Annotated in this window: 10 protein-coding genes and 1 pseudogene; 3 read left to right on the top strand and 8 right to left on the bottom strand. The window is 72.8% G+C overall.

What is annotated here, in order from left to right; translation table 11 throughout:
• Nucleotides 1–20 precede the first annotated feature (20 nt).
• Complete coding sequence (locus H7H31_RS32270; protein ID WP_187064475.1) at nt 21–518, top strand: DUF6328 family protein; 498 nt, start codon at nt 21–23, stop codon at nt 516–518.
• On the opposite strand, the gene H7H31_RS32265 is transcribed toward H7H31_RS32270, so the two are convergent.
• The 5 genes and pseudogenes from H7H31_RS32265 to H7H31_RS32245 all read right to left on the bottom strand — a co-directional run bounded on the left by H7H31_RS32265 (nt 515) and on the right by H7H31_RS32245 (nt 5057).
• A complete protein-coding gene (locus tag H7H31_RS32265; RefSeq protein WP_187064456.1) occupies nt 515–928 on the bottom strand; it encodes a VOC family protein in 414 nt (137 codons plus the stop codon). The two genes, H7H31_RS32270 and H7H31_RS32265, sit on opposite strands and share 4 nt — an antisense overlap.
• A gap of 271 nt (nt 929–1199) precedes the next feature.
• Nucleotides 1200–1814 (bottom strand): annotated as a pseudogene (locus tag H7H31_RS32260) (dioxygenase family protein); the annotation flags it as partial.
• A 132-nt stretch (nt 1815–1946) separates the two neighbouring features.
• The gene (locus tag H7H31_RS32255; protein WP_187064454.1) at nt 1947–2999 is read right to left on the bottom strand and encodes a helix-turn-helix domain-containing protein; all 1053 of its coding nucleotides are present in this window, start codon (nt 2997–2999) and stop codon (nt 1947–1949) included.
• A 764-nt stretch (nt 3000–3763) separates the two neighbouring features.
• On the bottom strand, nt 3764–4288 hold the full coding sequence (locus H7H31_RS32250; RefSeq protein ID WP_187060282.1) for a pyridoxamine 5'-phosphate oxidase family protein: 525 nt from the start codon (nt 4286–4288) through the stop codon (nt 3764–3766).
• A 91-nt stretch (nt 4289–4379) separates the two neighbouring features.
• Nucleotides 4380–5057 (bottom strand): transcriptional regulator, encoded by a 678-nt coding sequence (locus H7H31_RS32245; RefSeq protein WP_187060281.1) that lies wholly within the window; start codon nt 5055–5057, stop codon nt 4380–4382.
• A gap of 231 nt (nt 5058–5288) precedes the next feature.
• Between H7H31_RS32245 and H7H31_RS32240 the strand changes: the two genes are divergently transcribed.
• Nucleotides 5289–6032, top strand: coding sequence for a L,D-transpeptidase (locus H7H31_RS32240; RefSeq protein ID WP_187060280.1), 744 nt, complete (start codon nt 5289–5291; stop codon nt 6030–6032).
• 103 nt (nt 6033–6135) lie between these two features.
• Here the strand turns inward: H7H31_RS32240 and H7H31_RS32235 are convergent, their stop codons facing one another.
• A complete protein-coding gene (locus H7H31_RS32235; protein WP_187060279.1) occupies nt 6136–7596 on the bottom strand; it encodes an SDR family NAD(P)-dependent oxidoreductase in 1461 nt (486 codons plus the stop codon).
• Nucleotides 7597–7913: 317 nt separating this feature from the next.
• Between H7H31_RS32235 and H7H31_RS32230 the strand changes: the two genes are divergently transcribed.
• Nucleotides 7914–8297: an STAS domain-containing protein gene (locus H7H31_RS32230; protein WP_187060278.1), complete on the top strand. Its 384-nt coding sequence runs from the start codon at nt 7914–7916 to the stop codon at nt 8295–8297.
• A 257-nt stretch (nt 8298–8554) separates the two neighbouring features.
• Here H7H31_RS32230 and H7H31_RS32225 read toward each other — a convergent pair whose 3' ends face one another.
• Both H7H31_RS32225 and H7H31_RS32220 read right to left on the bottom strand, forming a co-directional pair.
• Nucleotides 8555–9565 carry a TauD/TfdA dioxygenase family protein gene (locus H7H31_RS32225; protein ID WP_187059561.1) on the bottom strand — a complete coding sequence of 337 codons (1011 nt, stop codon included), beginning with the start codon at nt 9563–9565 and terminating at the stop codon, nt 8555–8557.
• 638 nt (nt 9566–10203) lie between these two features.
• Nucleotides 10204–11103 (bottom strand): thioesterase II family protein, encoded by a 900-nt coding sequence (locus H7H31_RS32220; RefSeq protein WP_187118189.1) that lies wholly within the window; start codon nt 11101–11103, stop codon nt 10204–10206.
• Between the last annotated feature and the right edge of the window lie 156 nt (nt 11104–11259).

The following is an 11259-nucleotide window of genomic DNA, read 5'->3' as shown; positions in this document are numbered from 1 at the left end:
ACGGTCCCGGGTCAGACCGGATACCGGGAGGTAGCGGACGGCAGGAGAGTCAGGACGAGCGCGCGGACCGGCGGTGGGTCGAACTCCTGCAGGAGGTGCGTGTCGCGCAGACGGGCGTGCAGATCCTGCTGGCGTTCCTGCTCACGGTCGCCTTCACGCCGCGCTTCCCCGACCTGTCGGACACCAACCGCAACATCTACGTGGTCACCGTGCTGCTCGGCGCCGCGACCACCGGCGCGTTGATCGCCCCGGTCTCCATCCACCGCTTCGTCACCGGCTGGGGCGTCAAGCCACAGACCGTGATCTGGGCCTCCCGCTTCACGTTGATCGGCCTGATCCTGCTGTTGTGCACGATCGGTTCGGCGCTCCTGCTCATCATGCGCGTGGTGGTCACCAACACGATGGCGGGCTGGTTGGTGGGCGCCGTGCTGGTCTGGTTCACGTGCTGCTGGTTCCTGCCGGCATACTGGATGCGCCGCAACGGGCGCAACCCGGACCGGGCGAAGGAGCGCCGCTAGCTCGACGGGCCGTCCGGCGCGGTGCTTTCGGCCGCCTCGGGCCGCTGGTCGGCGGGGCGCGCCGCGTCCGGCACCTCCAGCACGCAGAACTCGTTGCCCTGCGGGTCCTGGAGAACCGTCGTCAGCCAGCCGTTGTCGTCGAAGGGGCCGCGCACCGTCCGCGCGCCGAGCGCGCGCAACCGGGCCAGTTCGGGTTCCATCCGGGGCACCCGCAGGTCCATGTGCATCCGGTTCTTGCCGCGCTTGGGCTCGGACACCCGCTGCAACAGCAACTCGGGGCCGACGCCGCCCGGGTCGCCGAGGACGACGTAGGGCGGGTTGCCACGGACGACGCGGTAGCCGAGCGCCCGCGCCCAGAAGGGGGCCAGCGCATCCGGGTCCGAGCAGTCGAGCACGAGAGCGAGGGTCATCGAGCACCTCTAGGGGGCGTGGGGCGGGCGGGCGAAGAGCGGGGAGGCTCGCCCGTCCCACGATGCCAAAGATCGCACCGCACCGCTCGCCTTCCCCGGAAGGCGAGCGGTGCGGTGCCCGTTCCACCGTGCCGTGCCCTGACCGCGCGGCGCGTGCGCACCAGCCGCGCCGCGCGGCGTGTGGGGAAGTGGTGCAGGGGCAGCGGACAGCACCAACGGTGGGTCACGTGCTCAGGTGTTCAGGTGCCCGGCGAAGGGTGGCGGCTCAGCGACCGCTTCGCTGGTTGACGTTGAGCAGGAAGTCGAACTTCGCGAGCTTCCCGCCGCCACCGTTGGAGATGTTCATCAACAGCGCCGGGTGGAAGATCGGGTCGCTGTTGTTGCCCGGCTCACCCGGGAAGTAGAGCTGGGTGGTGAGGATGGGCCGGTTCGGGGCCTGCACCTTGACGTGGATGTGCCGGGTGCGGCCCGGGTAGAGGCCGGGGACGATGGTCTCCAGCTTGAAGGCGCCCTGGGCGTCGGTGTACTGGTGGCCGCGCAGCCGGTAGCCACGGTTGTCGTACGCGCCGCGCACGTCCGCCTGCCAGAAGTCGAGCAGCGCGTTGGCTATGGGCCGGCACGCGAGGCCGAACACGTAGCCGGTGAGCGTCAACTTGGTGCCCGTTATCCCCGATTCGAGCAACGAGGTGCGCCGGGGCGAGTTGGGCTTGAAGTACGGGCCCTCCATCTGCGGCGGCGTCGGGTCGTCGTTGTCGTCGCAGTACGGGGTGGGCGCGAGCGGCTGCCCCGAGGGCGTCCGGTCGTCCTTCGCCCAGGAGACGCCGCCGAGCACGATCGGCAGGGGGGCCGCCGCGAGCGCCGCCTTGAGCAGCGTCTTGCGGGTCATGCCTCTACGCGAGCCCTCGTGCGTGTTCGTGGGGTCTTGGGTGTTCTCGCCTTCCACGGTGTTCCTCCCGCGGTCCTTTTTGGGGGTGAGTCGTGCTGGCCGTACGAGCGGGACTGAACTTATGCGGAGCGCTCAGGGCCGGTCGATGGACTCGATTCGGCGAACGTGGTGATTCCCTCCGGTCCCCGGCGAAGCCGCCGGTGGCAGGGGGTCACGCTCGGACTGGCGGCGGAAGTCACCCGGGCTGAGCCCGGTTTCGCGGCGGAAGAAGCGGCAGAAGTAGGCCGGGTCGGCGAACCCCACCTCGCGGGCGACCTGGCTGACGGTCAGGCCGGTGGCCGCGAGCAGCCGCTTGGCCTCGCGGATCTCCGCCTCCCGGATCAGTTGGCCGGGGGTGCGGCCGGTGGTGCGCTTGACGGCCTCGGTCAGATAGCCCACCGAGACCCCGATCCGCACCGCGTACGCCCCGACGGTCGCGCGCACGGCGGCCCGGCCGCCGCCGCTGCCGCCCCCGGCGGGGCGCGGGGAGAGCGCGGTGCCGCCGCTGCGCGTGTGCATCGTCAGTAACTGGGCGAACTGCCGGGCCACGGCGGTCGACCTGCCGACGGTCTCCTCCTCGGGCGGCAGCGCGCCGGGCAGCCGCTGGGCCCGGACGATCAACACGTGCAGATAGGACCGCAGCACCGTGATGAACCCGTCCTCGCGGTCGCGGAACTCCCGCCCCATGTCGGAGATGAGCGCCGCGAGCGCCGGCGCCGTGCCGGGGTCGGGATGCAGCCACGGCCGCTCGGCCAGCCGCCGCAGCGCGGCCCGGTCCTCCGGGTGGGCCAGCAGGAAGTCGTCGGTGAACAGGACGACCCACCCTTGCAGGTCACGCACCCCGGCCCAGTAGTGCACCTGGCCAGGGGCGATCACGCACAGATGGGGTGGTCGCAGCCGCCAGGGGACCTGTTCGATGACGTGGGTGCCCGTTCCGGAGGTGACGTAGAGCAGCTCGTAGAAGGTGTGCCGGTGCGGGAAGGTGGCCCGGGACAGCGGGCCGATGGTGTCGAAGGTGCCGATCGCGAACGGCAGGACGTTGGGGGCCGGCACCGAGAGGCGGTGCAGCGGCACGGGGTCGGTGTCGGGCGTCCAGTCCGCCTGCTCGCCTGGCACGTGGTAGATGTCCGCGGACGATGTGGGCATGGCAGGTCATGCTCCGTTCTGCTTCGCGCGCTCGCGCGTCCTCATGCCGTCGCCCTATGCCCCGCCGCTTAGCCTAGACCGCCAACTGGCCTGGGAAACCCATGATTTCAGCCCCTTGTCGCCTTAGTTCATCCAGCGAACGGCGCGAATCACACGGTGGACGCGACACCGCTCCACCGGGCGGACAGCCGGCGGAGCGGGGGACGGGGGCGGAGCGGGGTGAGCGTGCGGTCGCCGGGCGCGGCGGTCGGCCGGCGCCGGACGCGACGGTGCCGCCCGGGGCGGGAACCCCGGGCGGCACCGTGGCGCGGAGGCCGACTGGCCGGTGCGGCGCCGGTCAGGCCGGGCCCGGCTGGGGCGTCGGCTCGGGCCCCGGTGTGGGCCCCGGCGCCGGGGTCGGGTCCGGCGGAATGGGTGGCACCGGTCCCGGGCCGGGCCCCGGCTCGGGCCCGGGACCCGGGCCTGGCCCTGGGCCGGGGGGCGGCGTGGGCGTCGGCGGCACGGGGTCGGGCGTGCCGGGTGGCACGGGCTCCGGGTAGATCGGCGGCACCGTCATCGCTGTGATGTCGTACGCCATGAGGAAACTCCTGTGGTTCGCGTGCACGGACAATCCGCCCGTCATCGACCGGCTGCCCCTTCCCCTCCCATTTACTCCCACCCGCCCACGGGACGCGACACGGCGCGCGGCGGGCGGGCACCGCCCGGCGGAGCCGCGACCCGCCCGGTCAACGCCCACGGCCGCCGAGGCGCGCCCCGGCCACCGGCTACCCCCGCCCGACCTCGTCCGCGCCCCGGTCCGCGTCCGGCGCGCCGTCCGGCTCGTGCGGCCACACGGTCCGCACCCCGCTCCCGGGTCGCCAGGTCTGGAGCTGGAGGGCGCCGTCCACGATCCGGGTGCGGGTCACCTCACGCACCTCGACCCGGAAGAGGTGGAACGGCTCCGGTGGCTTGATCTCGGCGATGTACGCCGCGCGCGCCGCGCCCGTCGGCACCTCGACGGCCCGCCCACCGAACCGGGCGTCCCCGTCCGGCAGCTCCGCCCCCGGCCCGGGATTGGCGTGCACCGCGAGGCGGGGGTCGCGGCGCAGATCCAGCGCCTTGCGGGAGTGCCACATCATGCCCAGCCACGCCTCGCCGCCGAGGAAGGCCACCTCAAGGCCGGTCACGCGCGGTGACCCGTCGGCGCGCAGGGTCGCCAGGACGTGGTGCTTGTACGCCGCGAAGCGCGCCTCGACCCAGTCCGCCAGCTCCGGGGCGGCCTGGCGTACGTCGTTCCAACTCGTCGTCATGGCGCGATGCTCTCGCCGGTACCGGACATCTGCTGTCTGGCTTTCCGGGCCGCCTCCGGGCTCCTGGCTTTCCGGGCCGTCGCCCGCGGGCTCAGCGGGCGGGCCCGGCCGGGGCGAGGTCGGCGAGCGTGTTCCAGAACATCAGCTCGTAGTGGAGGACGAGGTCCCCGTAGTGGTCCGCCGCCTCGGTGAGCAGTCCGCTGTCGAGGCCGGCCCGCACGGCGGCGAGCGCCCGCTCGCCGTCGCCGGGCACCGGTTGGGCGAAGAAGTCGAAGAAGCCGCAGCCCCGCGCGTCGAAGCCGTAGTGGGTGCGCAGCCCGTGGGAGACCGTGGCGCAGTACTTTCCCCAGGCGGTGAAGTTGGCGACCAGGGCGAGCACGACGTCGGCGGGTTCCGCGTTGAGCGCCAGCCACGCCAGGTAGGCGGGGTAGACCTGGCATCCGGCGCGGGGCCGGTAGTCGCGCACCGTCGCCTGGTCGAGCCGGCAGGCTGCGGCCAGGTCGTGCAGCCGGCTCATGGCGATGTACTCACCGTCCGCCATCGCGGTGAAGAAGGTGCTGATGGCCGGGGAGCCGGTGGAGCGCTGCGCCAGGTGGAGGAAGGCGCGCCGGTCGCTGTCGATGATGCGGTACTGCTCCAGGGCGAGCGTGGCGATGGCGTCCAGCGGCGCCGTGCCCGCCGCCACGAGCGGCACCAGCCGGTTGTCGTCCGGTCGCGGCGTCAGCCGCCGCACCGCCGCGTCGAGCCGCTCCGTCGCGGTCGTCGCCATGGCGTGACCTCCCGTGGATCGTCGTTCCGCTCCGGGTCCCGGTCCCCCAGCCCACGCACCACGCTCTCACGTGCCGTCCCGCCCTCGGGCACGTCCGGGCGAGGGCGGGCGCAAGATGCCCCCGACGAGGGAGGGGCCGCGCCGGGCGGGGGAACGTCCGCGACGGAAATCGGGCGGGATTGGTCGCATTCGCTCGGCAACCAAGAGGTCATATGAACAGTCATATGAGGCATGAGGGTGAACGAGAGTAACAAGCAGGGCTCACACGGGAGTAGAAGCCGGACGGTGAGCCGTCGGGTGGGGGTGTTGCTGGGCATCGCCGGCCTGACGGTGCCGCTCAGCGTCGCGCTGGGCAGCGGCACCGCGCAGGCCGCGAGCGCCTGTACGGCCAAGGCGGGGCCGTACCAGAAGCAGGCCGAGAAGTTCCTCGGCCGGCCGGTGGACGGCAAGCAGTCGGCCGCCGACTGCCGGGCCATCCGCTCCTTCCAGACGGCGCACGCCATCTCCCCCAACATCGGGTACGCGGGGCCGATCACGCGCAACATGATGGACCTGGTCGGCAAGCAGCGGGCGGCGGGCAAGAACCCCAACAAGGCGAAGAAGTGCCCCACCAACAGGGGACGCATCGCCTGCGTGGACCTGAGCCGCCAGTTGAGCTGGGTCCAGGACGGCAAGAAGCTGGTGTACGGGCCGGTGCCGGTGCGTACCGGACGCAACGGCCACGAGACCCGCACCGGGTCCAAGAAGGTCTACTGGCGCAACATCAACCACTGGTCGACGCTATACCACGTGCGCATGCCCTACAGCCAGTTCTTCGACGGCGGGCAGGCGTTCCACGCGATCAGCGGCAACGTGTGGTCGGCGCCGGGTTCGCACGGTTGCGTCAACATGCGCACGGCCGACGCCAAGAAGTACTGGAGCCTGCTTCGGAACGGCGACGACACCTTCGTCTACGGCCGCAAGCCCGGCACCTGAGCCAACCGCCGACGGCGATGAACACCGCCTGCCATAACGACCCGTGGCCCGCGCCTTCCCGGCGCGGGCCACCTGACGTCGTGGGCCGGATCGGCCGGCGTGCCTACCAGGCGGAGGGCGCGTAGTCCTTAAGGAAGCAGCCGTACAGGTCCTCGCCGAGTTCGCCGCGCACGATCGGGTCGTAGACCCGGGCGGCGCCGTCCACCAGGTCGAGCGGCGCGTGGAAGCCCTCGGCGGCGAGGCGGACCTTGTCGGGGTGGGGCCGCTCGTCGGTGATCCAGCCGGTGTCCACGGCGGTCATCAGGATGCCGTCGGTCTCCAGCATCTCCTGGGCGCTGGTGCGGGTGAGCATGTTCAGGGCGGCCTTCGCCATGTTGGTGTGCGGGTGTCCCGCGCCCTTGTAGCCGCGGCTGAACTGGCCTTCCATGGCGGAGACGTTCACCACGTACTTGCGGCGTGCCGGCGCCGCGGCCATCGCCGGGCGCAACCGGCTGACCAGGACGAACGGCGCGGTGACGTTGCAGAGTTGGACTTCGAGGAGTTCGAGCGGGTCCACCTCGTGGACCCGCTGTATCCAACTGTTGGTGGGGTCCAGGTCGGGCACCAGGCCACCGGCGTCGATGGCGTTGCCGGCCTCGATGCGGGCCAGCGAGGCGGAGCCGCTGGTCAGCGCGAGGGCGGTGATGGCGTTCGGGGTCAGCTCGTCGGAGCGGCCGGCCTGCCCGGGCAGCGTGTTGTGGCTGCCGCTGCCGAAGTGGCCGAACACCTCCTTGGCGGGCAGTTCGCCGGCCGGCAGCGGCGCCTGCTCGGCGGCGATCAGCTCGGCGTAGGCGCGCGGGGTGCGCCGCACGGTCTGGGCGGCGTTGTTGATGAGGATGTCCAGCGGGCCCTCGGCGCTCACCGAGTCGGCCAGCGCGACCACCTGGGCCGGGTCCCGCAGGTCGATGCCGACGATCTTCAGCCGGTGCAGCCACTCGGCGCTGTCGGGCATCGCCTTGAAGCGGCGGATGGCGTCGTTGGGGAAGCGCGTGGTGATGGTGGTGTGCGCGCCGTCCCGCAGCAGCCGCAGGGCGATGTACATGCCGATCTTGGCGCGGCCACCGGTGAGCAGCGCCCGCCGCCCGCTCAGGTCGGTGCGGGCGTCGCGCCGGGCCCGGTTCTCCTTGGCGCACGGCTGGCACATCTGGTGGTAGAAGGCGTCCACCTCGGTGTACCGGGTCTTGCAGATGTAGCAGGCCCGGGGCCGCTGGAGCACGCCCACGATCTCGGTGGCCGCGGTGGCGGCCAGCGGGATGCCCATCGTCTCGTCGTCGATGCGGTCGGCGGCGCCGGTGGCGGTGGCCTCGGTGACCGCCTTGTCGTGGGCGGTCTTGGCGGCGCGCCGCTCCTGGCGACGGCGCTGCTTCACCGTCCGGTAGATCCCGGCCGTGGCCCGCCGCACGGCTATCGCGTCGGGGTGGTCGAGCGGCAGCCGATCGAGCTCCGCGAGTACGTCCAAGCAGGCTGCGAGTCGGTCGGGGTCGATCCCCTGCTCCTCGGCCGGGCTTTCCTCAGCCACCGTCATCGCCGCTTACCGTCCCTCGGCCTCGTGCTACCAGCAAACCCCCGAACTGTACGTATGCCGATGAGACTTCGCCAAACTCGCCCCGAAGGGCAATTACTCCTCGTAATCATCGGTCGAAATGCAGATTCGGCACAAGAAGTTCCCCTTTCGACGGTAGATCACCGTTGAATTGGGCATCATCCCTGGTAGCCGCCTCAGCCCGTGGCACGGAAACTGCGGATGAACGACACCACACAATCCCTTCCGAGGCGCCGAGCGGCGAAAAACAGTAACACAGAGTAATCATCGACCCGCCTTCACTGGCGAGGGAGCGCCCCATGTCCGAGCAGTACGAACTCCCCTACGCGATCAGGCGTTGGACCTTTGACAGGTTCCTGATCATCGAGCTCCACGGCGAGATAGACATCCTCGTCGCCGCCGCGAACAGCGACCTCCTCGCAGGTCAGGACCTGGATCGGCAGCCGGACGTGGTGGTCGACCTGACCGCGGTCACCTTCATCGACTGCAGCGGCCTGGGCGTGCTGTGCCAGCTCGCCAACCGCCTGCGGCGCAGGGGGCGGCTGCTGCGGCTGGTGGTGGCTGACTCGTTCACGCTCAAGGTGCTGCGCGCCACCCGGCTGACCGAGGTCTTCCTGATCCACGACAGCCTCTCGGCCGCCCTGTCCCACTCCGACGGTGCGGCGGAGGTCCCGGCCTCCTGACGGCCGCACCAGCACGTTGCCCGCGATGGCGGGCCGGTCCCGGGCACTGGCCACGGGACCGTACGGCGGCGACGGCACACAGCGCCCACCCGCCGACATGGCCGACCAGGCCCCGCGGCTGCCGGCCGGGCCCATGCGCCCCGGCCCCGGCCGCCGCCCTCGCACCCCCACCGCCCACCTCCGGCCCCGTCCCGTACGGCTCCCCCGTACGGCGCCGCCCCGCCCACGGCCGAGCCGCGCCACCGCGGGCCGCGCCGTCAGGCGGGTGAGCCCGCCGAACCGGGCGCGCCGGCCTCCGGTGATCCCGCCGTCGAGGCCCCCGACGGGGTGCCGAACGGTGGCGCGGGCACCGTCCGCGGACTCACCAGCACGCTCGGCCGCCCGTCCACGCCGATGGCGACCTCCCCGTCGATCGTGATCCGGCGCAGGACGCGCGGGTGGTCGCCCGAGTCGTCCACCCCGTAGTGCTGGGTGGCCCGGTTGTCCCAGATGGCCACGTCGCCCTCCTGCCACTGCCAGCGCACGGTGTTCTCCGGGCGTTCGATGTGGTGCTGGAACAGGTCGATGAGCAGCCGCGAGTCCCTGCTGGGCACCCCTCTGACGCGCTGCACGAAGTTGCCGAGCACCAGGGTGCGTTCGCCGGTCTCGGGGTGTACGCGCACCACGGGGTGCTCGGTGGTGAACGAGGTGGCCGTGAAGACCCGGTGGTACTGGTCGAGTCGCTCGTCCCGGGCGTCGGGTTGGACGGCGGCGTAGTCGTACTCGTTGGAGTGCAGGGCCCGCAGGCTGTCGGCGAGGATGCGCAGCGGCTCGGCGAGTTCGGCGTACGCGGTGGCGGTGTTGGCCCACAGGGTGTTGCCCCCGTAGGGCGGGATGACCTCGGCCCGCAGGATGGAGAAGGCCGGGTAGGCGGGGACGAAGGTGACGTCGCTGTGCCACTGGTTGGCCCGGCCGCCGTGGTCGGAGGCGATACTCAGCGCGTACCGGCCGTCCGCTGAGGGGACGGTGGGGTGGGCGACGGGCGTGCCGAGCAGCCGGGCGAACGCCTCGTGTCGCACCCCGTCCAGGTGGTGTTGGCCACGGAAGAAGACCACCTTGTGGGCGAGGACGCGCTCGCGGACGGCCGCCACGGTGGCGGCGTCAAGGTCACCGCCGAGCCACACCCCCTCGATGACGGCACCGATGCGGCCGTTGAGGCGGGTGGTACGCAACGGGCCGTCGTCGCGGTCGGTCGCGGCGGGCGTCACACGGGTCGGCGCGGAGGTCATGGCGATGCCCTTTCGGTGCTTGGGGGGCGGCGGCCCGGCGCGCGGTCGCGGCCGGGTGGCGGGTGTGGGGCGGTGCGGGCTGGGTGGTGGGGGCCGGGCTTCTTGGCTGTGCCCTCGGGTGGCTCCATGGGGTGCGGAAAGTGGCACCCCCCGCCGCGTACGGGTCAGCGTCACGCGGCGGCCGGGCGGCGTGGACACGCGGCCGGGCCGAGCCACGGCGCGGCGTGCGGGCGCCGTGCGGGGTGCGGGCGGGTGGCTGACATGGGCGGAGCGTCGCAACGGCCCGGGCGCCGCGTCAACACCGCGTCGGTACGGGCCGGCCCCGGCGAAGGCTGGGCGAGCGCCCCTCGCCGGGCCGCCGTGCTGCCCGACCACCCTCGTGGCATTCATCTCGACGTGCGGCTCTGACCTGGTGCTTTACCAGGTGGGGTGAGCCGGAGGCGGCCGGTGGGCGACCCGCGTCAGGTGGTGAACGGGGGTACCTCTGGGCCGGTGCGGGGTGGGGTGGGAGTGGCATCCGCTGTTCATCCGCGTTCACCGGGGTTCATCCGGTCGCCATGCCCTCGCCGGGGCGGGCCGCCGCTCGCGACCGGTGAGCCCGTCGCCTCGCGGGCGCACCGGTCGCGGGTGTCGGGCCGTCAGCGGGGCTGGGAAGGAGCGGTCTGGGTGGGCAGGAGCGGGGTGAGGGACTCGGTGATCTGCCGCGCCACCGCCCGCTCGTGGTCGCGCAGGTAGAAGTGGTCGCCCGGATGCAGATGCAGGCCCTGGAAGTGCGGGGTGTGCTCGGCCCAGCCGGCGAGCCGCGCGGGCGGCACCACGGCGTCGGCGTCACCGCCGAAGACGGTGAGCGGCACGGGCGGCGGCGCGGCGCCGGGCGCCGGGCGCCAGGTGTCCACCACCGAGAAGTCGCCCCGGAAGGTGGGGGCGAACATCGCCCACAGGCCGTCGTCGTCGAGTAGTTCGGGCGGCGTGCCACCCACCGACCGCAGCCAGTCGCGCAGTTCGGCGTCCGGCAACAGGTGCCGCGCCAGGCCCGCGCCGCCGGCCGGTCCTTCGGGCTCGGCTCCCCGCGCCCCCGCGCCGGGAGACGGGCGGGGCCCGCCCCAGGAGGAGACGCCGAGCCAGCGGGGAACCTGTCGGCCCTCGGTGGCGAGTCGGCGGGACAGTTCGTACCCCACGAGGCCGCCCATGCTGTGTCCGAAGAAGGCGTAGGGCCGATCGAGCAGCGGTTCCAGGTCCCGTACGAGGTAGGCCACCAGCTCCTCGCTGCTCGCCAGCGGGCCCACGTCGTGCAGGCTGCCCCGGCCGGGGGCGTTGACCAGGCAGACCTCCCAGTCGGCCGGGAAGTGTTCGGCCCAGCCCCGGTAGAGCAGGTGGGAGCCGCCGGCGTGGTGGAAGAGGAACAGCCGCAGGGCGGGGTCCGGCACCGGGCGTGGGCAGGTGACGCTGCCGTGGTGGGTGGGGCGGGGCCGGCTCCGCGTGGTGGTCGACGGGGGCGCGGCGGGGACGCCGGTCGCGGTGCGCGCCGCTGGGGGCATCGTGGATCTCCTCGTTGGCTCGTGCTCGGGCTTGCCCCACGAGTCTTCCGCGTGCGCGCTCACGCCCGCGGGCCGGGGTGCACCCCGGCGTCGACGCCGGCCGCGTACCCGCGCACCCGCACGCGCGGGGGCGGGCGTCGCGGGCCGGCCGGTGAG

The sequence above is a fragment of the Streptomyces buecherae genome, from assembly GCF_014295035.1.
Lineage (GTDB): Bacteria > Actinomycetota > Actinomycetes > Streptomycetales > Streptomycetaceae > Streptomyces > Streptomyces youssoufiensis.
Note: the sequence above shows the minus strand (reverse complement) of the source record. Positions and strands in the feature narration are given on the sequence as shown.